Below are 22,443 nucleotides of genomic sequence, written 5' to 3'. Positions count from 1 at the left end.
ACTGTGCCACCGCGACGGCGATCCGGCGCGCGGAACCCCGCGGTGACGATCGGTCCGGTACCGCGGCGTCCGGGTGGGTCAGACCGACGGCGGCGGGTCGGCGTCGGCCAGCCGCTGGAACAGCAGGTGGTCCTGCCACTCCCCGGCGATCTGCAGGTACCGCGGGGCCATCCCGATCCGCTGGAAGCCGTTGCGCGCCAGCACCCGCTGCGACCGCGCGTTGTGCAGCAGCGTGGCGGCGCCGACCCGGTGCAGCCCCAGTTCCCCGAACGCCCACCGCAGCGTCAGCGCCACCGCGGCCGTCGCCACCCCGCGGCCGTTGTGCGACGAGGCCACCCAGTAGCCCAGGTCGCCGGACCGGAAGGCGCCCCGGACGACGCCGTTCACGTCCACGCGGCCGACCACCTCGCCGTCGGCGAGGACGACCAGCGGCAGCATCCGGTCGGCCGCCGCCTCGGCCAGCGCCCGTGTGACGACGCGGCCCTGCACCTCCTCGTCGGCCCGGTCCTCCGCCCGCACCGGCTCCCAGGGCGCGAGGAACTCCCGGTCGGCCCGCAGCAGGGCGGCGAGGACCGGGACGTCGTCGGGGCTGACCGGGCGGACCTCGACGCGCGCGGGCGCCGACCCTAGGAGGACGGGCCGGACCGCTCCGCGGCGAGGTGCTCGCGCGCCAGCCGCTCCGGCGCCTCGGCCAGCCACGCGTCGGTGACCAGCTCGGCGAGCTCGCCGGTGTCGATGGCCTCGAGCCGGACGAGGACGGCGGCGTACCCGTCGAAGTGCGGCGTCGTCAGGTAGACGGCGGGGTCGTCGGCGACCAGCGCCCGCTTCACGCCCTCGTCGGCCACCGCGGCGCCGAGCAGCGGGCCCTCCGGGGCGCCGGCGCCGAGGTGCTCGAGGTCGGCGCGGCGCAGCGGCCGCTCCCAGACGAAGGTGCGGTCGCGCACCTTCCACGCCGGCGAACCCCACGAGGTGCCCTCGCTGGTCCCCGGCAGCGCGAGGGCCAGGCGCCGCACGTCCGCCCAGGTGGCCACGAGCGGGAGGCTAGCGGCGGCCGGCGCCTCAGGGCGCGGACGCGGCCGTCCGGGGAGCGCGCGGGGGGAGCGCCCGGCCGCAGGCGGCGAGGTGCTCGCGCAGCCGCCCGGCCTCCTGCCGGCGCTGCTCGGCGCGGCGGCGCAGCACGGCCACCTGCCGGGGATCGGTCGTGCGCTGCGCCCGCAGGTCGAGGACCGCGGCCGTCTCGAGGAGCAGCGCCATGCGGCGCAGCTCCTCGGACAGCTCGGCAGCCGGTCCGGCCGACCCCGGGTCGCGCCCCGCTGAGGTCATGGCAGGCATGGTGAGGCGCGCCCGCGCCCGGCGCACCTCGAACGGACGGATCCGTCCGAGGGAAAGCGTTCGGGGACGTCGGTGCCGGGGTCGATACTGGCCGGGTGGGGAACGCCGGACTGCGCTGGCTGGGCCACTCGACGGTCCGCGTCGAGCTGGCCGGGAGCACGGTGCTCACCGACCCGGTCCTCACCGCCGCCGTCGGGCCGCTGCGCCGCGTCGTCCCGCTGCCGCCGGAGTCGGCCTGGGCAGGCACCGACCTGGTCCTGGTCAGCCACCTGCACGCCGACCACCTGCACCTGCCCTCGCTGCGCCTGCTGGGCGACGACGTCCGCGTCGTCGTGCCGCGCGGCGCCGGGGCGTGGCTGCGCTCGCGCGGCCTGCGCTGGGTCGACGAGCTGGCGCCGGGCGAGTCGCTGACCCACGGCGGGCTGCGGGTGACCGCCGTCCCGGCCGTGCACAGCGGCCACCGGTGGGGCCCGCGGCTCACGCACGGCCCCGACACGGCCGCCGTCGGGCACCTGGTCGAGGGCGACGGGCAGACGGTCTACGCCTGCGGCGACACCGACCTGTTCGACGGCATGGCCCGCATCGGCGGGCGCGGGGTCGACGTCGCGCTCGTGCCGGTGTGGGGCTGGGGTCCCACCCTCGGCCCCGGCCACCTCGACCCGCAGCGTGCGGCCGAGGCGGTCGCCCGGGTGCGCCCGCGGTTCGCCGTCCCGGTGCACTGGGGCACGCTCACCGTGCCCGGCGGCACCACGGTGCCCGGGCTGGCCGGGCGCTACCGCAGGCTGCTCACCGAGCCGCCGCGGGAATTCGCCGCCGCCGTCGCCGCGCGCGGGCTGCCCACCACGGTCGTCGTCGCCGAGCCCGGCGACCCGGTCGTCCTGCCCGCCCCGGCGGGGGCACCGTGAGCGCCACCGGGACGCTGGCGTCGAGCTGGACCGACGGGTCGTCGCTCGGCTACCCCGTCGTGTTCGGCGGCGTCCTGCTCGGCTCGATCGTGCCGGTCGTGCCCACCGGCGCGGTCGTCGGCGCGGCGGCCGCCCTGGCGGTGAGCACCGGCCGGCTCGACCTCGCGCTGGTGCTCGTGCTGTCCACGCTCGGCGCCTGGATCGGCGACGTCGTCACCTTCGCCGTCTGCCGGTTCGGCGGGCCCGCGGCGGTGCGGTTCGTGGCACGCGGCCAGCACGCCGACCGCATCGAGGAGGTCCGGGCGCAGTTCCGGGATCACGGCTGGCTGATCGTGCTGGTCGGCCGGCTGCTGCCCGCCGGGCGCATCCCCGTGCTGCTGGCCGCCGGTGCGCTGGCCTACCCGTGGCGGCGGCTGCTGCCCGCCTCCCTGCTCGCCGCGACGCTGTGGGCGGTCGCCTACGCGCTGCTCGGCGTCGTCAGCGGCGGCGTGTTCGACAACCCGCTGGTGGCCACCCTGGTCGCCACGCTGCTGGTGCTGCTGGTGGGCGCGGTGCTGAACCTCGTCGGCGCGGCCCGCCGGCGGCGGGCCGCCCCGGAGCAGGACCGGTCCGACGACGGCCCGTCCGACGACGACCCCACCGAGGAGCCCGCGGACGAGCCCGCCGGGCAGGCCAGCGCGTCCCCGTGCGGCCCGACCTCGTGAGCGCGGGGTCCCCGGGGCGCGCCGGCGGGCGCGTGCTCGGCCCCGGGCGGGCGACCGCGCGGGTGTTGCTCACCTGGGCGCTCAGCACGCTGGCGCTGGTCGTCCTCGACCGGTGGCTCGCCGGCTTCGCCATGCGCGACTGGTGGCAGCCCCCGCTGGCCGCGCTGCTGCTCGGCCTGCTCTCCGGCGTCGTGTGGCCGCTGGTCATGCGGGTGGCGCTGCCCCTCGCGCTGTTCACCCTGGGCCTGGGCAGCTTCCTGCTGCTGGGCGCCGTGGTGCTCGCCGCCTCCTTCGCCGTCCCCGGCGTGACCGTCGCCGACCTGCGCACCGCCGTGCTGGTCGTGGTGGCGATGGCCGGGGTGTCGGCGCTGGTCACCAGCGCGCTGGCCATCGACGAGGACGAGCTGTTCTTCCGCCGCGCCCGCCGCCGGGCCGCGCGCACCGAGACCGCCGGCCCCTGCCCGCCCGGGGTGTTGTTCCTGCAGATCGACGGCCTCGGCTTCGACACCGCGCGCCGCGCCGTCCGCGACGGGTCGATGCCCACCCTCGCCGCCTGGCTGCGCTCGGGCAGCCACGCGCTCACCTCCTGGCACACCGACTGGAGCTCGCAGACCGGCGCCGCGGTCTGCGGCATCCTGCACGGCTCCAACCACGACGTCGTGGGCTTCCGCTACTACGAGAAGGACCGCGACCACGTCGTCCAGGTCTCCCACCCGGCCGACGCCGCGGAGGTCGAGCGCCGGCACTCCGACGGGCGCGGGCTGCTGGCCGGCGGCGGGGCCAGCCGCGGCAACCTGTTCAGCGGCGACGCCCCGCACGTGAGCCTGACGATGAGCTCGCTGCCGCTGGTCACCACCCGGCGCTCCATGCGCCGCCGCGAGCGGGTGGGCGCCGGCTACTACGCCTACTTCGCCAACCCGGTGAACGCCGTCCGCACGGTGGGCGTCTCGATCGTCGACATCGCCCGCGAGCTGTCCGCCGCTGCCCGGCAGCGGCGCGCCGACGTCCGGCCGCGGGTCAGCCGCGGAGGCATCTACCCGCTGGCCCGGCCGGGCACGACGGTCATCGCCCGCGACGTCGTGGTGGCGGCGATCCTCGAGGACATGCTCGCCGGGCGGCCGGTGGTCTACGCCGACTTCCTCGGCTACGACGAGGTCGCCCACCACAGCGGCGTCGAGCGCTTCGACACCCTCGAGGTGCTGCGCAGCATCGACCAGCAGATCGGCCGCCTGGCCCGGGCCGGCGCGCTGGCGCCGCGCGACTACCACCTCGTGTTGCTGTCCGACCACGGACAGACCCAGGGCGAGGCGTTCGCGCAGCGGTTCGGCGAGACGATCGAGGCCTTCGTCGGCCGGCACTGCGGCGGCTCCCCCGCGCCCGGGCACCGCGGCGGCGAGCCGAAGGACAGCCGCCGCCCGGCCGAGGGCTGGCAGGTCGCCTCCGCGCTGGCCGAGGCCGCATCGGGGCCGGGGCCGATCGCCCGGCGGCTGCGGGAGCGGGTGGAGAGCGCCGGCGCGGGCGAGCACACGCACCGCACGCCGTCGGGGCAGCCCGGGCAGGTGGCCCGCGTGGCGCCGGGCGTGGTGGTCGTCGTCTCCGGCCACACCGCCGGCGTCCACTTCGCCGACCTGCACGGCCGCGTGCCGCTGGAGGAGATCGAGCGGCACTGGCCCGACCTGCTGCCCGCGCTCGTCGACCACGACGGCGTCGGCTTCGTGCTGGTGCACTCCGAGGAGCACGGGCCGGTCGTCCTCGGCCGCGACGGCCTGCACCGCCTGGCCACCGGCGTGGTCATCGGCACCGACCCGCTGGCCCCCTACGGCGAGCACGCGCCGGCGCTGGTCGCCCGGGTGTCGGCGTTCCCGCACTGCCCCGACGTGATGGTCAACAGCCGCTACGACCCCGACACCGACGAGGCCTCCCCCTTCGAGCCGCACGTCGGCTCGCACGGCGGCCTCGGCGGCCCCCAGCAGCGCGGGTTCCTGGCCCACCCCCGCGGGCTCACCCCGCCCGGCGAGATCGTCGGCGCCGAGCACCTGCACCGGGTGCTGCGCGGCTGGCTCACCGAGCTCGGCCACCCCGAGCCCGACGGCGCCGGCGCGGCGGTCGGCCCGCTGAGCCGCACCGCCCTGGAGGGCACCGGTGCCGGGCGGGGGCGGGCCCCCCTCCCGTAACGGCGGGCGACGTGTTCGTGAACACCGGTCCCGACCGTGGCGGGGCCGATCCGGTTCCACGACAGTGAGCCGATGCGACCCGACGCCCGAGCCTGGTTCACCGGCCGCACGTCCACCACCCGCTCGGTCGACGACGTCGACGTCGTCGGGCTGCTGCGCGCCAAGCGGCGCGGCGGGCACCGGGTGAGCGTCGTCCTGCCCGCCCGCGACGAGGAGGCGACCGTCGGTGGGCTGGTCGCGGACCTGGTGGAGCGCTGGGTCCGGCTCGTGCCGCTGGTCGACGAGGTGCTGGTGGTCGACTCCGACTCGCGCGACCGCACCGCCGAGGTGGCCCGCGCCGCCGGGGCCGACGTGGTCGCCGCCGCCGAGGTGCTGCCCGGGCACGGCAGCCGGCCCGGCAAGGGCGAGGCGCTGTGGAAGTCGCTGGCCGCCACCACCGGCGACCTGCTCGTCTTCCTCGACGCCGACCTGCTCGGCGACGTCTCCCACTACGTCCCCGGCCTGCTCTCCCCGCTGCTCACCGACCCGCAGGTCGGCTACGTCAAGGGCTGCTACACCCGGCCGCTGGAGATCGACGGGCGCCGCACCCCGGCCGGCGGCGGGCGGGTCACCGAGCTGACCGCGCGGCCGCTGCTCAACGCGCTGTGGCCCGAGCTCGCCGGGTTCGTGCAGCCGCTGGGCGGGGAGTACGCCGGCCGCCGCGCCGCCCTGGAGCGGGTGCCGTTCGTCTCCGGCTACGGCGTGGAGGTGGGGCTGCTGGTCGACCTGCTCGGGCTGCTCGGCCTGAACGGGCTGGCGCAGGTCGACCTCGGCGTGCGCCGGCACACCTCCCAGGACCAGGAGGCCCTCGGGCGCATGGCCGGGCAGGTCGTGTCGGCGGTGCTGGGACGCAGCGGGGCCGGCTCGGCAGCGGGCCTGCTCACCCAGTTCCGCAGCGACGGCGGGGGTTTCGTCCCGGTCAGCACGGGCGTCGCCGTCGACGAGCGCCCGCCGATGGTCACCGTCGCCGAGTACCTCGCCGAGCGCGCCGGGGCCGTCTGACCCCGGCCCCCTCGCCTGCGTCCTCGCCGGCCCTCGTGCCCGCCCCCTCGATGGCCGCCGACACCCGCCGGCCCAGCGACGCCGCGTACCGGCCGGCCAGCAGGTCGTTGTGCGTGCCCGACACCGGCACCACCCGCAGGTCGGGCAGGTGCCGCCGCCACACCGCCATCTGGTGGGCGAGCACCGGCACCCGCCGGCGGATGCGGAAGTACGTCACCGGCCCGGCGTGGTCGGGCAGCGGGAACGCCTCGTAGAGCGCTGCGGAGTCGCGCAGCACACGCCGGTCGGCCGGCAGCTCCGCGCTGCGCCGGTCGGCCAGCGCCGTGCGCACGCCCTCGTCGCTGAGGCCGGGGACGACGAGGGCCAGTGCGCCGGCCACCTTGCGGGCGAGCCTGCGCCCGCGGCCGAGCTCGACGTAGGGCGGGCGGCAGTCGAACAGCCCGAGGAAGTCGACGTCCCGCCCCGCCGCGGTGAGCCGGCGGGCGACCTCCAGGGCGACGACGCCGCCGAAGGAGTAGCCGGCCAGCCGGACCGGCCCCTCCGGCGCCCGCGCGGTGACCGACGCGACGTGGCGGTCGGCCAGCTCGGCGACGGAGAACCGCGAGCCGTCGGGCCGGGCGAGCGGGCCCACCAGCCCGACGACCTCGCCGGGCACCGTCAGCTCCGCGACCAGGGCGTGCCAGCTGTCGAGGTCGCCGTGGGCGCCGTGCACGAGGAACAGCGGCGGCGCGGCCGGGTCGCCGTCGCGCAGCGTCCGGGTGTCGGGCTCGGCGCCGTCGCGGCCGGTGAGCAGCGCGGCCAGCGCCCCGACGGTGGGGGCCTCGGCGAGGTCGGCGAGCTCCACCGGGCGGCCGAGTTCCTGCCGCAGCCGGCGCAGCAGCGTCATCGACTGCCGCGAGGTGCCGCCGAGGTCGGCGAACGCGACGCCGTCGGGCACGGGCCGGCCGAGGACCTCGGCGAACACCCGCGCGACGACGGCGGCCACCCCGTCGCCCTCCGGCGCGGGCGTGGCGGCCTCCTGGGCCGCAGCCGCCGCGCGGATGGCGTCGAGGCAGGCCGGGTTGCGCAGCGCGTGCACGTTGGCCGCCGGCCGCCCGTCGAGGGCGTCGCGGGCGGCGCGCTCGGACGGCTTGCCGTTGTGGGTGCGCGGCACCTCGGGCACGGCGAGGACGACGGCCGGCACGTGCGCGGGCGAGGCCTCCCGGCGCAGCGTCGCGCGGATGCGCCCGGCCAGCTCCTCGTCGAGCCGCAGCCCCGGCGCGAGCACGACGAGCAGCACCAGCCGGCTGCTCCCCCACGACCGGGCGTCGCGCTGCTCGAGCGCCATCGCGTCGACGACGCCGGGGATGCGCCGCACGACAGCGTAGATCTCCGACGGGCCGATGCGGACGCCGTCGACGTTGAGGACGCCGTCGGAGCGGCCGAGCACCCGGGCGGTGCCGTCGGGGTGCACCTCCACCCGGTCACCATGGGTCCACACGCCGGGGTGCTGCGCGAAGTAGGCCCGCTCGTAGCGCTCCCCGCCGGGGTCCTCGAGGACGCCGACCGGCCGTGAGGGGAACGGGTTCCGGCAGACGAGCTCGCCCTCCTCGCCCAGCACCGGGCGCCCGTCGTCGTCGAGGGCGGCGACGTCGAGGCCGAGGCTCAGCGCCTGCGAGCGGCCGCGGACCACCGGCAGCTCCGGGTGGCCGAGCACGAAGCAGCCGACGATGTCGGTCCCGCCGGAGATCGACTGCAGCGGCACGTCGCCGACGGCGTCGCGCACCCAGTCGAACTGCCACTCGTGCAGCACCGCGCCGGTGGACATGACCGCCCGCAGCCGGGAGAGGTCGGCGGCGTCGCGGGGCCGGAAGCCGGCGTCCTGGCACATCTGCAGGTACGCCGGGCTCGTGCCCAGCACCGTGACGCCGTGCCGGGCGGCCAGCGCCCACAGCGTGTCCGGGCCGGTGACCGGGCCGTCGTAGAGGACGACGTGCGCGCCGACCGCGAGCGCCGACAGCTGCCAGTTCCACATCATCCAGGCGGTCGTGGTGTGGAAGTACAGCGTGTCGGCCGGCGTCAGGTCGCCGTGCAGGCGGTGTTCCTTGACGTGCTCGAGCAGCGCGCCGCCGGCGCCGTGCACCAGCGCCTTGGGCGGGCCGGTGGTGCCCGAGGTGCTCATGACCCACAGCGGGTGGTCGAACGGCAGCCGCGGCCAGTCCGGCACGGGCACCGGCTCGGGCAGCGCGGCGACGTCGTCGGCCAGGCGGGCCACGGTGACGCCGGGACCGAGGTCGGGCGGCGGTGCGTCGTCGAGGACCAGCACCAGTCGCACGGAGGGCAGCTGCGCGGTCAGCTCGGCGAGGGCGGCCTCGGGCTCATCCCACCCACCCAGGTCCCGCCGGTCGACGACGAGCGTGCCCGGGCGGAGCTGGCCGAAGCGGCCGAGCAGCGTGGGCACGCCCATGTCGGGCGTGGCGGTGGCCAGGGTCGCGCCGAGCGCGGCGACGGCGAGGGCCGCGACGAGCACCGGCGCGGAGTTGGCGCCCACGGCCGCGACGCGGTCCCCGGTCCGGACGCCGCGGGCGGCCAGCGCGGCCGAGGCCCGCTCGACCTCCGCGCGCAGCTCCGCCCGGGTGAGGACCTCCGCCGGGCGGCCGGCGTGCACCGCGGTGACCGCGGGGGCGCCGTCGTCGACGCCGGGCAGCGGCCGCAGCAGGTTCTCGGCGTAGTTGAGGCAGACGCCGGGGAAGAAGCGCGCCGTGCGGACGTCGTCGCCGGTGCGCACCGGCTCGGCGACGCCCTCCCAGGCCAGACCCGACCAGTCGAGCAGGGCGCGCCAGAAGGTGTCCGGCTCCTCGACCGAGAAGCGGTGCAGCTCCGGGGCGGCCGACAGGTCCCGCCCGGTGCGGCGCTCGAGCAGCGCGCGGAACGCGGCGAGCTGGGGCCGGCGCCCGGATCCGGTGCGGACCGGGACGCGGGGGGCGACGGCGGTCACCGGAGGCGCTCCGGCGTCAGCGGGCGCACGCGCAGCCGCGCGGGGTCCCAGCGGCGGCCGAGCGCGGCGGTGGCCACCCAGCCGGCGGGCACGGGCACCGGCGCCAGCCACCAGGAGCCGAGCCGGCCCCTGCCGCCGGCCGGGGTCACCACCGTGCGCGGGTGCCGCCGCAGGCCGGTCCCCTCCGCCTTGAGCACCGCCTCCTTGGCCGTCCAGGCGCGGGCGCGCTCCCCGCCCTCGCCCGCACGCCCGGCGAGCCGGGCGAGCTCGGGCGCGGCCAGCCACTCGTCACCCTCGGGACCGGGGCCGGCCGGCTCCAGGTCGATGCCCACGCCCGCGTGCGGCGCCACCGCGACGAGCGCGAGGCCGCCGGCGGCGGCGCAGCTGACCCCGGGCGCGCGGCGGCCGGACCGGACCAGCGGCCGGCCCCCGCGGACCTCGAGCGGCACGTCGGCCGGGGGCAGCCGCAGCAGGTCGCCGAGGACGGTGCGCAGCGCGGCGCGCACGAGCACCCGGCGGCGCCGGACCGCGGCGATGCCCCGGTCGGCGGCGGCGCGCTCGCCGGGGGTGAGCCGCGCGGCGGCGGCGTCCTCGTCCCAGGCGTCGTCGGCGAGGTCGACCGACCAGACCCTCAGGGGGCGGTACAGCGACGTCGGCACCGTTCCTCCTCCCCGGTCGTCGACCGGCCGGCAGGTGCCCGGCCAGGTCCTCGACCGGGCCGACGGTACGTCACGCTGAGTAGCCGATCCAGCGGAACGGTACGTGAACGCGCTGGTGCGTCGCGGCGTGACGCTGCGCAGCGTGACCACTTCGGAGACGGACCGCAACGGGCATTGACGACCCACGGGCCTGGGGACTGCGGCATCCTGTCGCGACGGGGGCCCCGTGCCGGAGCAGGAGCCGGCACCCGACCATGGGGAGAAGACCCATGCGACCGGACGTCTCCCGCTGGCTGCGCCGGCGGACCTTCAGCGCGGGCACGTGGTGCGCCGCCGGGCTCGCCGACGCCAAGCGGGCCCGGGGCACCACCGTCAGCGTCGTGCTGCCGGCCCTGGACGAGGAGCCCACCGTCGGCGCGATCGTCGGTGCGATCCGGCGGGCCCTCGTCGACGAGGCGCCGCTGGTCGACGAGGTGGTCGTCGTCGACAGCGGATCGGCCGACCGCACCGCCGCCGTCGCCGCGGAGGCCGGCGCCACCGTCGTCGACACCGCCACCGTGCTGCCCGCCCACGGGCGGGTGCCGGGCAAGGGCGAGGCGCTGTGGAAGGGTCTGCACGCCACGAGCGGCGACCTCGTCGTCTTCGTCGACGCCGACCTCGTCGGGTTCGACCCGCAGTACGTCGTCGGGCTGCTCGGCCCGCTGCTCACCGATCCGGCGATCAGCTACGTCAAGGCGCTCTACGACCGGCCGCTCACCACCGCCGAGGGCATCGTCCCCTCGGGCGGCGGGCGGGTCACCGAGCTGCTCGCCCGGCCGCTGCTCAACGCCTGGTGGCCGGAGCTCGCCGGGTTCGTGCAGCCGCTGTCCGGGGAGTACGCCGGCCGCCGGGAGCTGCTCGAGCGGGTGCCGTTCGTCTCCGGCTACGGCGTGGAGTTCGGCCTGCTCGTCGACCTCGCGGGGCTGGCCGGCGTCGACGCGCTCGCCCAGGTGGACCTCGGCACCCGCCGGCACAGCCACCAGTCCGACGCGGCGCTCGGGCGGATGGCCGGGCAGATCCTGTCCACCGCGATCGCCCGCCGGCCCGGCGCCGGGCGGCCGTCGTCGGAGCTGCTGCAGTTCCTCCGCACCGCCGACGGCGTGGAGGCGGTGAGCTGGGACGTCGGCGTGACCGAGCGACCGCCGATGCGCACGGTCCGCGCGGCCTCCGGCGAGCACGGGCCGCTGTCGTGAGGGTGCTGATGGACGCCGGCCCCTGGTTGCCGGTGCCCCCGCCGGGCTACGGCGGGCTGGAGAACGTCGTCGCCACCCTCACCGCCGAGCTGCGCGCCCGCGGGCACACCGTCGTCCTGGCCGCCTCCGGCGACTCCCCGCTCCCGGTCGACGGCCTGGTCAGCGCCTTCCCCACCGGCCGGTTCGAGCGCCTGGGCCTGCCCTATCCGCAGGTGGTGGGCGACGCGCACGCCCACGCGCTCGCCGTCGCCGACGCCGTCGCGGCCGGGTCGTTCGACCTGGTGCACACCCACCTCGAGGTGGTCGGCCCCGCGGTGCTCGGCGCGCTCGGCCCGGCCGCCCCGCCGGTGCTCGCCACGCTGCACTGGGACCTGCGCCGCAACGCCTCCTTCTACGAGCGCTTCGACGGCCGAGGCCGGGTGTTCTTCGCCGGGGTCTCCGACAGCCAGGTGGCCCGCGGGCCGGCCGCGCTGCGGCGCCAGACGCTGGCCGCCGTCCCGCTGTCGGTCCCGGTCGACGGACCCCCGCCGCTGCCCCGGGAGGACCGCGACGCCGCCGTGCTCGTGCTCGCCCGCATCTGCGAGCTCAAGGGCACCGACACCGCGGTGCGCGCCTGCGCCGCCGCCGGGGTGCCGGTGGTGCTCGCCGGCCCCGTGGGCCCCTTCGCCGGCCCGGCCGACCTCGACGCCGCGGCGGCCACGCCCGGGCACCCGGGGCTCGGCCACCCCGACGTCGCCTGGTTCTGCCGGGAGGTCGCGCCGCTGCTCGACGGCGACCGCGCCCGCTGGGTGGGCAGCGTGGCGGGGGCGGAGAAGGACGCGCTCCTGCGCCGGGCGAGGGCGCTGCTGACGCCGGTGCGGTGGGACGAGCCGGGCGGGACCGCGGTGTGCGAGGCGCTCGCCGCCGGGACGCCGGTGGTCGCGACGCCGCGCGGCTGCCTGCCCTCGCTGGTCGACGACGGCCGCACCGGCCTGCTCGCCGTCGACGAGGCGGGCCTGGCCGCGGCCCTGCGGCGGGTGGGCACCATCGACCCGGAGGTGTGCGCGGCCGAGGCGCGGCGACGCTTCGCCCCGGCGGTGATGGCGGCGGCCTACGAGGAGCTCTACGCCGAGGTGGTCGCCCGCGCGGCCGCGGCGGCTCCCCTGCAGCCCTTGGGGAGCCGATAGCGCGACAAGGGCCCTACCCGGGGCGGACGGCGGCGCCGGTGCGGGCCGACTCGGCCACCGCGACGGCGAGGCGGTGGGTGCGCAGCGCCTCGGCGTAGTCGACCAGCCCGGCGGCGCGCGGCCCGCCGGTGAGCAGGTCGACGAAGGCCCGGTCGACGGCGGTGCGCGCGTCGACCGCGGGCTCCCGGCGCTGCACACCCTCGGCGGTGGTCACCGTCAGCGCGGTCTCGGTCAGCTCCACCGCCGCGCCGGCGCAGGAGAGCTCGAGGCCGGCGCGGGTCCTGGCCGGCTGGGCGCAGGCGGCGGTGAGCGTGCCGACCGCGCCCGAGGCGAACCGCAGCACCGCCGCCGTGGCGTCGTCGACGTCGCGGCCGGGGTCCGACGACGGCGCGCGCACCGCCTGCACCTCGGCCACCTCGCCCGCCAGCAGCCGCGCCAGGTCGAGCACGTGCGTGGCCTGCTCCACCACCTGGCCGCCGGACCGGTCGGCCCGCGACCACCAGGCCGGCGGCGGCACCCTGTCCAGCCACGTGGCCGACACCAGCCGGGGCGGGTGCGCGGCGCACACCTCCCGGGCGGCGGCCACGGTGTCGAGGTGCCGCCAGTGGTAGCCGGTCGCCGTGGGCACGCCCGCGGCCGCGACGGCGGCGGCCACCTCCTCGGCGACGGCGAGCCCCGCGGCCAGCGGCTTCTCCACGAACAGCGGCAGCCCGGCGCGCACCACCGCGAGCTCGAGCTCGCCGTGCGCGAACGGCGGCACGCAGAGCCAGACGGCGTCCGGCCGCGACCGCAGCAGCTCGTCCGGCGCGAGCGCCGGCACCCCGAGCGCGCCCGCCAGCGCCCGCGCCGCGGCCGGGACGGCGTCGGCCACCCCGACCAGCTCGACGTCGTCCAGTCCGGTCAGCGTGCGGCCGTGCCGCGCGCCCACGCCGCCGGCGCCGACCAGTCCCACCCGCAGGGCCACGCCGGCCACCTGCCCCGGCGCGGCGGGCGTCAATCCCCGTGGACCAGCAGCCCCCGCACCGTCTCGCCGGCCGCCTGGTCGCGGTAGCCCTGGTTCAGCTCGTCGAGGGAGTACCGGCGGGTCACCAGCGAGCCGAGCTCCAGCCGCCCCTCCTCGGCCAGCCGGGCCAGCATCGGGATGTCGCGGAACGGGTTGCACGAGCCGAACAGCGAGCCCTGCACGCGGTGCTCGAAGACGGTGGTCATCTGCCCGTTGAGGTCGACGTGGCCCTCGCGCGGGTGGTCGGCGAGCGCGGTGAGCACCAGCGTGCCGCCCTTGCCCAGGCACGCCGACGCCCCGGCCATGACCTCCGCCGACATCTTCCCGACGGTGACGACGACGACGTCCGCGCCGGTGCCGCGCGAGAGGTGCCGCGCCAGCTGCGCCGCCTCGCCGGCGTCGGCGACGGTGTGCGTGGCGCCCAGGGTCTGCGCGAACTCCCGCTTCATCGCCACCGGGTCGACGCCGATGACGTGCGCCGCCCCGGCGTGCACCGCGCCCTGCACGGCGTTGACGCCCACCCCGCCGAGGCCGACCACCACGACGACGTCGCCGGGGCGGGTGCCGCCGGAGTAGACCGCCGAGCCCCAGCCGGTGGGCACGCTGCACGCGAGCAGGGCGGCGGTGTCCAGCGGCAGGTGCGGGTCGATGCGCACGCAGGAGTACTCGCTGAGCACGGTGTGCCGGGCGAAGGCGCCGACGATGCAGAAGCCGCCCAGCGGCTCGCCGTCGAGCCGGAAGGGATAGGTGCCGGTGGGCAGCTGCCCGATGCCGATGGTGGCGCCCTTGTCGCAGATGTTGGAGCGGCCGGTCGCGCAGTACCGGCAGTGCCCGCAGGCGGGCAGGAAGCTGGTGACGACGTGGTCGCCGGGCGCCACGCCCGTGACGCCGGGGCCGACCGCCAGGACGACGCCGGAGCCCTCGTGGCCGCCGACGATCGGGTACCGCCCGCCGGGGTTGGAGTGGCGCAGGTGCTCGTCGGAGTGGCACAGGCCCGCGTAGGCCATCTCGACCAGGACCTCGCCGGGACCGGGGTCCACGACCTCGAGGTCGACGATCTCGTACTCGGTGCCCGCCTCGCGCAGCACCGCTCCCCTGGTCCTCACCGGCGTCCGGCCCTCCTCCGATGCGGCGGCGTCCCCGTCGGCGCCGTCCGGCGCCCAGCCAACCCCACCGGCTCCGCCCGGCCGACGGCGGGGTGGCACCCGGTGCCACCGGGTCGCCCTGCGGGACCGGGGAGTCCGGGGCAGGATCGTCCGGATGCCCGACACCCCTGTTGCGCCGCCGGGATGCCCCGTCAGGCTGAAGGCGTTCCCGATGACGCCGGAGTCGCAACGGTGCGTTGCTAGCCTTCAACCGTGAGTGAGCAGTCCCTGCGCGCGAGGAAGAAGGCGCTGACCCGCGCGCACGTCCTCGCGACCGCTCAGCGCCTGTTCGCCGAGCGCGGGTTCGACGCCGTCACCATCGCCGACGTCTCGGCGGCCGCGGACGTGGCCGTGCAGACGGTGTTCAACCACTTCGCGACCAAGGAGGAGCTCTACTGGTCCGGGCGGGCGCCGTGGGTCACCGGACCGGCCGACGCCGTCCGCGACCGGCCCGTCGGCGTCCCCCCGCTGGCCGCGCTCCGGCAGCACCTGGTCGAGTCGATGACCGGCTTCGCCGAGCGGCTCGGCGAGCCCGAGGGCCGCTGCACCGTCACCGCGCTCGACCGGTCGCCGGCGCTGCAGGCCGCCGAGCGCGAACTGCACCACGAGGCCGAGCGGCTGCTCGCGGCCGCGCTCGAGGAGGCTCTCGCGGAGGAGCCGCCGGCCGGCGTCACCACGTCCCCGCGGCTGGCCGCCCGGCTGGTGGCGTCCACCTGGCTGTCGGTCTCCCGGTCGCTGGTCCTCACGTTGCGCGACCCGCTGCCCGAGCCCGCCGACGTGCCGGCCCTCGTCGAGGAGGTGCGGGCGCTGACCGACCGGCTGCTGTCCCGCCTGGAGGCCGACCTCGAGACCGGGATCGCCGCCGGGACCACCGCCGGGACCGCCGCCGGGACCGTCGCCGGGACCGACGCCGGGACGCTGCGGGCCGTCTGACCCGCCGCCCTCAGCTCGCGACCGGCTCCACGGCGGACCCCACGATCGGCAGCAGGACGTCGTCGACGACCTGCTCCACGTGCTCGGCCACGAGCGCGCCGTCGCCGGCCACGGTCAGCCGCTGCCACCAGAAGGCCTCGAGCACCGAGCGCAGCAGGGCCAGCCGCTCGGCCGGCACCTCCTCGCCCCGCTCGGACCAGCGGCTGCCGAGCGCCTCGACGGCCTCGGTCAACGGGCGGACGAGGGCGGCGTCGAGCCCGGCCCGCAGGTCCTCGTCGTGCCGGGCGGCCCCGACCAGGCTGGCCACGGCGCGCTCCTCGCGCGACAGCGGCCGGTGCCAGGAGGCGACCAGCGCGGCGAGGTCCGCCCGGGGCGAGCCCTCGTCCTCGGGCACGGTGACCAGCGTGAAGCGGCTGACCGCCGACCGGGCGAGCGCGGACATCGACGGCCAGCGCCGGTAGATGCCGGCCTTGCCGGCCCGGGCGCGGGCCGCGACGCGGTCGCTGTTGAGCCGGCCCCAGCCCTCCTCCGCGAGGATGTCGACGGCGACCGCGACCAGCTGCTCGGACAGCTCGGCGCTCAGCGGGCGCCCGGGCGTGCCGCTCACGAGCGGGTCCGTTCGCACGTCATCAGGTTGTGCACGGCCTCATACTGGCCTGTCGGTGGAGTCACCACAACGACCGGGGGCCCGCGTCACCCGACCGGTCCCCCGCAGCCCCCACTGCTGGAACGGCGCGTTGCACGGGGCTCTCCGGAGGTCAGGCGCCGGCCGCGGACTCGACGTGGACCTGCAGGAACGCGCCGTCCTCGCTGACCCACCCCCGCCCGCGGGCGAACTCGATCATGCCGTCCCAGCGCCGTCCCCAGTCGGCGACGTCGGCGTCCGGCTCGGCCGCGGCGCGCAGGGCCGCGGCGTCGAGGACGCCGGTGTCGGCGTCCTCCATCCGGCCCAGGCCCGCGTCCCGCAGCGCCCGGTCGGCCTCCTCGTCGGTCACCTGGCCGAGTGCCAGGTGCAGCGTCGTCAGGTCGTCGGTGTCGACGACCCGCACCTCGGGGCGCTCGTCGGCGCCGCCCACCACCTCGACGATCACAGGTCCTCCGCTCACACGTGCCAGGGGAAACGGGAGAAGTCGGGGTCGCGCTTCTCCAGGAAGGCGTCGCGGCCCTCGACGGCCTCCTCGGCCATGTAGGCCAGCCGGGTCGTCTCCCCGGCGAACAGCTGCTGGCCGACCAGGCCGTCGTCGACCAGGTTGAACGAGTACTTGAGCATCCGCTGGGCGGTCGGGCTCTTGGCGACGATCCGCCGCCCCCAGTCCAGCGCGGTGCGCTCCAGCTCGGCGTGCGGCACGACCCGGTTGACCATGCCCATCGCGTGCGCGTCGGCCGCCGAGTACTCCTCGCCCAGGAAGAAGACCTCCCGGGCGAACTTCTGGCCGACCTGGCGGGCGAGGTAGGCCGAGCCGAAGCCGCCGTCGAAGCTGCCGACGTCGGCGTCGGTCTGCTTGAAGCGGGCGTGCTCGGCGCTGGCCAGGGTCAGGTCGCTGACCACGTGCAGGCTGTGCCCGCCGCCGGCGGCCCACCCCGGGACGACGCAGACGACGACCTTCGGCATGAAGCGGATCAGCCGCTGCGCCTCCAGCACGTGCAGCCGGCCGCTGGAGCGGCCCACCTCGTGCTCGTAGCCGTAGCGCCCGCGCACCCGCTGGTCGCCGCCCGAGCAGAACGCCCAGCCGCCGTCCTTCGGGCTCGGCCCGTTGCCGGTGAGCAGCACGCAGCCGACGTCGGTGGACAACCGGGCGTGCTCGAGCGCGGTGATCAGCTCGTCGACCGTCTGCGGCCGGAAGGCGTTGCGCACCTCGGGCCGGTCGAAGGCGATGCGGACGACGCCGGCGTCGACGGCGCGGTGGTAGGTGATGTCGCCGAAGTCGAACCCGTCGACCGGCTGCCACGCGGCGCTGTCGAAGATCTCCGAGACGTCGTCGCGGGCACTCATGCCCCGAACCTAGCGGCGTCCGGGACGCCCGGCCGCCGGAGGTGGACGCGTGGTCACGGGCTGCCGAGCAGACCCCCGACGCCGCCGGTGACGCCGCCGACCACGCCCCCCACCGTGCCCCCCACCGTGCCGGTGACGTCCTCCACGACCCCGCCGACCGTGCCGGGAACGTCCTCGACGAGCTCCTCCACCGGCTCGGTCACCGGTGCGAGCGGGGCGGCCGGCGGCGGGACGGGGGCCGGCGCGGGTGCCGGGCCGGGGGCGGGTGCCGGGGCGGACGCCGGGGGTGCGGGCGCGGCCGGGGCGGTGGTGGTCCCGCCGGAGGACGGGGTGCCCGGGGCAGGCGCCGGGGCGCCGGTGGCTGGCGCACCGGCCGCGGGTACCACGGGAGCCGCGCCCGGCGCGGGGGTGGCGGACGGGGCGTTGCCGCCGAGGTCGAACAGACCTGCCGACGGCGACGCGGCCCGGCCGCCGGCGCCCTGCGAGGACGAGGCGGTGGTGCCGAGGCCGGGGAACAGGTAGCCGTCGGGTGTGCCGGGGACGCCGAAGGACGGCGTCAGGCGGGCGTACCCGGAGGCCCCGCCGGGGGCTCCCTCGGCCGCGTAGACCCCCGAGCCACCCGCGCCACCCCCGGCGGCGGCGCCCGCGGCGTCGGCGCCGGCCGTGGCCATGAGCGGGGCGACGACGAGGCCGGTGACGGCGAAGGACATGAGCACCCGCCAGGTGAGGCGCTGCGCGGCGGTCTCGGGGGCCGGCGCGACCTCCTCGGCCGGGTCCGGCCGTCCGGTCGCGACGACGTCGGTCGCACGGTGCCGCGCGCTCATCAGCCGTTCCTCTCCGTCGAGGTGGGTGCGACCGCCCTCACACCGCCGGTACAACGAGGTACCAGCCGCGGGGTTGCGCGTCCACCGCGGGACCGCGCACGGGTGACCGTCCCCGGCTAGCGTCGGGCCCGTGCCCGACGGCGCCGCCCTGCGCGTGGGCACCCTCAACCTGGCCTCCGGCCGTGGCCCCGGCGGCCGCGTGCTCGCCCCCGCCGACCTCGCCGCCGCGGTGGCCGAGCTCGACGTCGACGTGCTCGCCGTCCAGGAGGTCGACGGCGGCCAGCCCCGCTCCGGCGGCACCGACCAGGCCGCCGCCGTGGCCCGGGCACTGGGCGCGGCCGACTGGCGGGCGGCCGCGACGCTGCACGGCACCCCGAGCCCGTTCCGCGGCACCTGGACCACCGCCGAGCCCGCGCTGCGCGGCCCCGGCGGCGCGGTCGACGGGCCGGTCTACGGCGTCGCGCTGGTGTCCCGGCGCCCGGTGCGGGGGTGGGCGGTGCTCGGGCTGGGCACCGGCCGCGCCCGGCTGCCGCTGCGCGCCCCCGACCCCGCCACCGGCCGGGTGCGCACCTGGTGGGTGCCCGACGAGCCGCGGGTCGCGGTCGCCGCCTGCCTCGACGGGCTCACCGTCGTCGCCACCCACCTCTCCTTCTCCCCGCCGACCGCGGTGCGCCAGCTGCGGCGGCTGCGGCGGTGGGCGGCGACGCTGCCCGGGCCGGTCGTCGTGGCCGGCGACCTCAACCTGCCCGGCGGGGTGCCGGCCCGGCTGCTCGGCGCGACCCGGCTGGTCAGCGGCCCGAGCTTCCCCGCGCACGAGCCGCGCATCCAGCTCGACCACCTGCTCGCCCTGGGCCCGGTACCGGCGCGGGACGCCGCGGTGCGCGCGATGCGGGTGGGCGACCACCGCGCCCTGACGGTGACCGTCGACGCCTGACCCGCGAGATCAGGCCGCGGGGCTGTCCTCCAGCAGCGGGCGCAGCCGGTCGAGCGAGCCCGCCAGCCCCGGGTGCAGCGTCACCTGGTGCAGCCCGGCGAGCGGCACCCACGCGACGCCGGCGCTCTCGCCGTCGAGCTCCAGTCGCGCGGGGTCGAGCTCGCCGGCCGGGCGGGCCAGCACGGTGGTGTAGGCCCAGCCGCCGTGGTCGTCGACCGAGCGGGCGCCGAGCACGAGGGCCCTGGCCGGCAGCCCCAGCTCCTCCTCCACCTCGCGCAGCGCCCCCTGCTCGGGGCTCTCGCCGAGGTGCAGCGCGCCGCCCGGGGTGCCCCACGTGCCGCCGTGGTGTGACCACAGCGCCCGGTGCTGCAGCAGCAGCTCGGGGCCCTCGGCGCCGTCGCGGTGCACCAGCAGGCCGGCCGCGCCCGCGCGGCCCCAGTGCCGGTGGCCGAGCGAGCAGGTGGTCCAGCCGTCGGTCGGCGTCAGCCCGCTGCTCCCCACGCGTCCAGTGAACCGCACTGGCAGGATCCGGCGGGGACGCCGCCACCGACGACGGGAGCACGCACGATGACCACCACGACCACGATGGCCGAGCTCCCCGGGCTCGTCGGGCGCGAGCTGGGGACCAGCGACTGGTTCGAGGTGACCCAGGACCGGGTCGACACCTTCGCCGACGCCACCGGCGACCACCAGTGGATCCACGTCGACGTCGAGCGGGCGAGGGCCGAGAGCCCCTTCGGCGGCCCGATCGCGCACGGCTACCTCACGCTGTCGCTGCTGGTGCCGCTGATCGCCGAGGTGTTCGTGGTCACCGACACCGCGATGGGCGTCAACTACGGCCTGAACAAGGTGCGCTTCCCCTCCCCGGTGCCCGTCGGCTCGCGGGTGCGCCTGACCGCCACGCTGAAGGACGCCGAGCAGGTGTCCGGCGGGCTGCAGCTGACCCTCGCGGTCGTCGTCGAGCGCGAGGGCAGCGAGAAGCCGGCCTGCATCGCCGAGCCCGTCTACCGCTACTACGGCGGCTGACGGCGGGTGCGCGTCTCCCCCGTGCGCGTCGCCGTCTTCACCGGCAGCCGGCCCGGGCCGGAGCCGCACCGCGCGGCCGCCGCGGCGCTGGGCGCCGACCTGGCCGCGGCCGGCGTGGGCGTCGTCTACGGCGGCGGGCACGTCGGGCTGATGGGCACGGTGGCCGACGCCGCCCTGGCCGCCGGCGGCGAGGTGGTCGGGGTGATCCCGCAGCACCTGGTCGACGACGAGCTGGCCCATCCCGGCCTGCCGCGCCTCGACGTCGTCGGGTCGATGCACGAGCGCAAGGCGCGGATGGCCGAGCTCGCCGACGCCTTCGTCGCGCTGCCCGGCGCCGCCGGCACCCTCGAGGAGCTCTTCGAGGCCTGGACCTGGGGGATGCTCGGCCTGCACGCCAAGCCGGTCGCGCTGCTCGACGTCGACGGGTTCTGGCAGCCGCTGCTCGCCCAGCTGCGGCGCATGGCCGACGACGGCTACCTCGAGCAGCGCCGGCTCGACGCGCTCGGCGTGGTGCAGGACGCGGCGGGCCTGCTGGCCTTCGTCGAGGGCTACGAGCACCCGCCGCGGAAGTGGGCCGCCCGCTAGCGCCAGCCCGGCGCGGCGATGCCCTGCGCCTCGGCCTCGAGCTGCCAGGCGCCCTTGCCGTCGATCGACTCGCGGATGACGTCGGCGTGCCCGGCGTGGCGGGCCTGCTCCTCGATCTGGTGCAGCAGGAGCCACCGCACGCTGAGGACGGTGCCGGGCGGCAGCCACCGCGCCACGCCGTCGGGGACCTCGACGACGCGGTCGAGGTCGCGCTCGGCGCGCACGACCTCCTCGGTCTCCCGCGCCACCTCGGCCAGGCGGTCGAGCAGCACCTCGACGGTCTCGCCCGGCCCCACGGTGAAGCCGGCCATCCACTCGGCCTGCGGATCGGTCTCCACCGCGTGCGGGCGGCGGCCGATCCGCCCGGCCACGTTCACCCGCTCCCCCTGCGTCACGTGCTTGACCAGCGCCGACAGCGACAGCTCGCTCGCGCTGGGCCGCGCCCGGGCCTGCTCCTCGGTGAGGCCCAGCAGGGCGTTGCGCAGTCCGGCGCGCTGGTTCTCGAGCATCCGCAGCAGCAGGTCCCGTTCGTCCGGTGCACTCACGGCCGCCATCCTCCGCCGCGCGGGCGCGGTCCCGACAGCCCCCGGCTGGCCGCGCGGCGCGGGCCTGCCTAGCGTCGCGGGCGTGGAGCGCTGGGACGTCGTCGTGGCCGGGGGCGGCCCGGCGGGGGCGGCCGCCGCGCTCGCCGCGCTGGGCACCGGTGCCTCGGTGCTGGTGCTCGACCGGGCGGAGTTCCCCCGCGACAAGGTCTGCGGCGACGGGATCGCGCCCGAGGCGCTCGACGTGCTCGCCGGCCTGGGCGTCGACGTCGCCGCGCTGACCGAGGGCTACGCGCCGGTGCCGCGGCTGTCGCTGCGCTCCCCCGGCGGCGCGGCGGTGGAGCGGGCCACGCACCGGCCGTCGTCGGTGGTGCCGCGGGAGGTGTTCGACGCCCGGCTGCTGGCCACCGCCCTCGACCGCGGCGCCGCCTTCCGCCGGCACGCCGTCCGCTCGGTCACGCCGGGCCCGGACGGGGTCGACGTCGACGGGGTGCTCACCGCCGGGGTGCTGGTGGCCGCCGACGGCGCGGAGTCCGTGGTCCGCCGGTCGCTGGGGCTGGGCCGCAACCGCGACGACCGCCTGGCGGTGGCGCTGCGCGGCTACGCGCCGGAGCTGCCCGGCCAGGCCGGGACGCAGGTGCTGGTGACCACCGAGCAGCGCTGGCCGGCCTACGCGTGGTCGTTCCCGCTCGGCGACGGGCGGGCCAACGTCGGCTACGGCGAGCTGGTCAGCGGCGGGGCGAACCGGGCCGCGCTCGTGGAGGGCCTGCACCGGCTGCTGCCCGGGGTGGAGCCGGAGGGGCTGCGCGCGCACCGGCTGCCGCTGTCGACCGGCCGCCCGCGCCAGCCCGACGGCCGGGTGCTGCTCGCCGGCGACGCGGCGTCGCTGGTCAACCCGATGACCGGCGAGGGGATCTTCTACGCGGTGCTGTCCGGCGTGCTGGCCGGGCGGGCGGCGGCGGCCGGCGCGGGCGCAGGGGCGCTGCACCGGCGGGCGCTGCGCCGGCGGCTGGGCGCACACCACCGCTCGGCGTCGGCGGCGTCGTGGATCAGCCGGTGGCCGGTGGTCATGGACGCCGCCTTCCGCGCCGCCGCGGCCGACCAGCGGGTGTTCGACGACGTCGTCGCGCTCGGCCTCGCCGACGGCCGGCTCACCGCCCGCACCCTCGCCGCCGCGGCCCGCCGGCTGCACTGATCCGCCTTCCGCGCGCGGGAGGCGGGGACGGCACGGGCCCGCGGCCGGGGATCACCCGGCCACGGGCCCGCCG

Annotated in this window: 24 protein-coding genes; 11 read left to right on the top strand and 13 right to left on the bottom strand. The window is 77.9% G+C overall.

Going from position 1 to position 22,443, the window contains the following annotated elements; all coding sequences use genetic code 11:
• Window positions 1-78: 78 nt before the first annotated feature.
• From ACI79X_RS12430 to ACI79X_RS12420, 3 genes are read right to left on the bottom strand one after another with little or no spacing between them, the layout of a single operon-like run.
• The gene (locus ACI79X_RS12430; protein WP_457025710.1) at window positions 79-699 is read right to left on the bottom strand and encodes a GNAT family N-acetyltransferase; all 621 of its coding nucleotides are present in this window, start codon (window positions 697-699) and stop codon (window positions 79-81) included.
• Entirely contained in the window at window positions 627-1,031 is a 405-nt protein-coding gene (locus tag ACI79X_RS12425) for an MmcQ/YjbR family DNA-binding protein (RefSeq protein WP_457025709.1), read from the bottom strand. Before ACI79X_RS12425 ends, ACI79X_RS12430 begins: the two co-directional genes overlap by 73 nt.
• A 28-nt stretch (window positions 1,032-1,059) precedes the next feature.
• A complete protein-coding gene (locus tag ACI79X_RS12420; protein WP_457025708.1) occupies window positions 1,060-1,323 on the bottom strand; it encodes a hypothetical protein in 264 nt (87 codons plus the stop codon).
• 104 nt (window positions 1,324-1,427) lie between these two features.
• Between ACI79X_RS12420 and ACI79X_RS12415 the strand changes: the two genes are divergently transcribed.
• The 4 genes from ACI79X_RS12415 (at window position 1,428) to ACI79X_RS12400 (ending at window position 6,156) form a co-directional block, all read left to right on the top strand.
• Window positions 1,428-2,237, top strand: a complete 810-nt coding sequence (locus tag ACI79X_RS12415) for an MBL fold metallo-hydrolase (RefSeq protein ID WP_457025707.1) — start codon at window positions 1,428-1,430, stop codon at window positions 2,235-2,237.
• Complete coding sequence (locus ACI79X_RS12410) at window positions 2,234-2,941, top strand: DedA family protein (RefSeq protein ID WP_457025706.1); 708 nt, start codon at window positions 2,234-2,236, stop codon at window positions 2,939-2,941. Before ACI79X_RS12415 ends, ACI79X_RS12410 begins: the two co-directional genes overlap by 4 nt.
• Window positions 2,923-5,115, top strand: coding sequence for a phage holin family protein (locus tag ACI79X_RS12405; protein ID WP_457025705.1), 2,193 nt, complete (start codon window positions 2,923-2,925; stop codon window positions 5,113-5,115). The genes ACI79X_RS12410 and ACI79X_RS12405 overlap by 19 nt, the downstream gene beginning before the upstream one ends.
• A 72-nt stretch (window positions 5,116-5,187) precedes the next feature.
• On the top strand, window positions 5,188-6,156 hold the full coding sequence (locus ACI79X_RS12400) for a glucosyl-3-phosphoglycerate synthase (RefSeq protein WP_457025704.1): 969 nt from the start codon (window positions 5,188-5,190) through the stop codon (window positions 6,154-6,156).
• Here ACI79X_RS12400 and ACI79X_RS12395 read toward each other — a convergent pair.
• The gene (locus ACI79X_RS12395; RefSeq protein WP_457025703.1) at window positions 6,113-9,133 is read right to left on the bottom strand and encodes an acetoacetate--CoA ligase; all 3,021 of its coding nucleotides are present in this window, start codon (window positions 9,131-9,133) and stop codon (window positions 6,113-6,115) included. The genes ACI79X_RS12400 and ACI79X_RS12395 overlap by 44 nt on opposite strands.
• The gene (locus tag ACI79X_RS12390) at window positions 9,130-9,792 is read right to left on the bottom strand and encodes a 4'-phosphopantetheinyl transferase superfamily protein (RefSeq protein WP_457025702.1); all 663 of its coding nucleotides are present in this window, start codon (window positions 9,790-9,792) and stop codon (window positions 9,130-9,132) included. Before ACI79X_RS12390 ends, ACI79X_RS12395 begins: the two co-directional genes overlap by 4 nt.
• 269 nt (window positions 9,793-10,061) lie before the next feature.
• On the opposite strand from ACI79X_RS12390, the gene ACI79X_RS12385 reads away from it, so the two are divergent.
• A complete protein-coding gene (locus ACI79X_RS12385) occupies window positions 10,062-11,024 on the top strand; it encodes a glucosyl-3-phosphoglycerate synthase (RefSeq protein WP_457025701.1) in 963 nt (320 codons plus the stop codon).
• Window positions 11,021-12,190 (top strand): glycosyltransferase, encoded by a 1,170-nt coding sequence (locus tag ACI79X_RS12380; RefSeq protein WP_457025700.1) that lies wholly within the window; start codon window positions 11,021-11,023, stop codon window positions 12,188-12,190. The genes ACI79X_RS12385 and ACI79X_RS12380 overlap by 4 nt, the downstream gene beginning before the upstream one ends.
• Window positions 12,191-12,203: 13 nt before the next feature.
• Here ACI79X_RS12380 and ACI79X_RS12375 read toward each other — a convergent pair whose 3' ends face one another.
• Entirely contained in the window at window positions 12,204-13,154 is a 951-nt protein-coding gene (locus tag ACI79X_RS12375) for a Gfo/Idh/MocA family protein (protein WP_457025699.1), read from the bottom strand.
• Window positions 13,155-13,183: 29 nt separating this feature from the next.
• On the bottom strand, window positions 13,184-14,299 hold the full coding sequence (locus tag ACI79X_RS12370; protein WP_457025698.1) for an NDMA-dependent alcohol dehydrogenase: 1,116 nt from the start codon (window positions 14,297-14,299) through the stop codon (window positions 13,184-13,186).
• Window positions 14,300-14,551: 252 nt separating this feature from the next.
• Here ACI79X_RS12370 and ACI79X_RS12365 point away from each other — a divergent pair, with 252 nt between their 5' ends.
• On the top strand, window positions 14,552-15,271 hold the full coding sequence (locus ACI79X_RS12365; protein ID WP_457025697.1) for a TetR/AcrR family transcriptional regulator: 720 nt from the start codon (window positions 14,552-14,554) through the stop codon (window positions 15,269-15,271).
• A 10-nt stretch (window positions 15,272-15,281) separates the two neighbouring features.
• Here ACI79X_RS12365 and ACI79X_RS12360 read toward each other — a convergent pair whose 3' ends face one another.
• From ACI79X_RS12360 to ACI79X_RS12345, 4 genes are all read right to left on the bottom strand, one after another.
• Window positions 15,282-15,896: a TetR-like C-terminal domain-containing protein gene (locus ACI79X_RS12360; RefSeq protein ID WP_457025696.1), complete on the bottom strand. Its 615-nt coding sequence runs from the start codon at window positions 15,894-15,896 to the stop codon at window positions 15,282-15,284.
• 133 nt (window positions 15,897-16,029) lie between these two features.
• Window positions 16,030-16,377 (bottom strand): hypothetical protein, encoded by a 348-nt coding sequence (locus ACI79X_RS12355; protein ID WP_457025695.1) that lies wholly within the window; start codon window positions 16,375-16,377, stop codon window positions 16,030-16,032.
• Window positions 16,374-17,264, bottom strand: a complete 891-nt coding sequence (locus ACI79X_RS12350) for a 1,4-dihydroxy-2-naphthoyl-CoA synthase (protein WP_457025694.1) — start codon at window positions 17,262-17,264, stop codon at window positions 16,374-16,376. The genes ACI79X_RS12355 and ACI79X_RS12350 overlap by 4 nt, the downstream gene beginning before the upstream one ends.
• Window positions 17,265-17,317: 53 nt before the next feature.
• A complete protein-coding gene (locus ACI79X_RS12345) occupies window positions 17,318-18,088 on the bottom strand; it encodes a hypothetical protein (protein WP_457025693.1) in 771 nt (256 codons plus the stop codon).
• Window positions 18,089-18,218: 130 nt separating this feature from the next.
• Here ACI79X_RS12345 and ACI79X_RS12340 point away from each other — a divergent pair, with 130 nt between their 5' ends.
• Window positions 18,219-19,022 carry an endonuclease/exonuclease/phosphatase family protein gene (locus ACI79X_RS12340; protein ID WP_457025692.1) on the top strand — a complete coding sequence of 268 codons (804 nt, stop codon included), beginning with the start codon at window positions 18,219-18,221 and terminating at the stop codon, window positions 19,020-19,022.
• Between the two features lie 9 nt (window positions 19,023-19,031).
• On the opposite strand, the gene ACI79X_RS12335 is transcribed toward ACI79X_RS12340, so the two are convergent.
• Complete coding sequence (locus tag ACI79X_RS12335; RefSeq protein ID WP_457025691.1) at window positions 19,032-19,523, bottom strand: NUDIX domain-containing protein; 492 nt, start codon at window positions 19,521-19,523, stop codon at window positions 19,032-19,034.
• A gap of 66 nt (window positions 19,524-19,589) precedes the next feature.
• Between ACI79X_RS12335 and ACI79X_RS12330 the strand changes: the two genes are divergently transcribed.
• Entirely contained in the window at window positions 19,590-20,048 is a 459-nt protein-coding gene (locus ACI79X_RS12330; RefSeq protein ID WP_457025690.1) for a MaoC family dehydratase, read from the top strand.
• Window positions 20,049-20,054: 6 nt separating this feature from the next.
• Window positions 20,055-20,633 carry an LOG family protein gene (locus ACI79X_RS12325; RefSeq protein WP_457025689.1) on the top strand — a complete coding sequence of 193 codons (579 nt, stop codon included), beginning with the start codon at window positions 20,055-20,057 and terminating at the stop codon, window positions 20,631-20,633.
• Here the strand turns inward: ACI79X_RS12325 and ACI79X_RS12320 are convergent.
• Window positions 20,630-21,187 (bottom strand): DinB family protein, encoded by a 558-nt coding sequence (locus ACI79X_RS12320; RefSeq protein WP_457025688.1) that lies wholly within the window; start codon window positions 21,185-21,187, stop codon window positions 20,630-20,632. The two genes, ACI79X_RS12325 and ACI79X_RS12320, sit on opposite strands and share 4 nt — an antisense overlap.
• 73 nt (window positions 21,188-21,260) lie before the next feature.
• Between ACI79X_RS12320 and ACI79X_RS12315 the strand changes: the two genes are divergently transcribed.
• Entirely contained in the window at window positions 21,261-22,370 is a 1,110-nt protein-coding gene (locus tag ACI79X_RS12315) for an NAD(P)/FAD-dependent oxidoreductase (RefSeq protein ID WP_457025687.1), read from the top strand.
• The last annotated feature ends 73 nt before the right edge of the window (window positions 22,371-22,443 follow it).

The sequence above is a fragment of the Geodermatophilus sp. SYSU D01119 genome (assembly GCF_054049975.1).
Note: the sequence above shows the minus strand (reverse complement) of the source record. Positions and strands in the feature narration are given on the sequence as shown.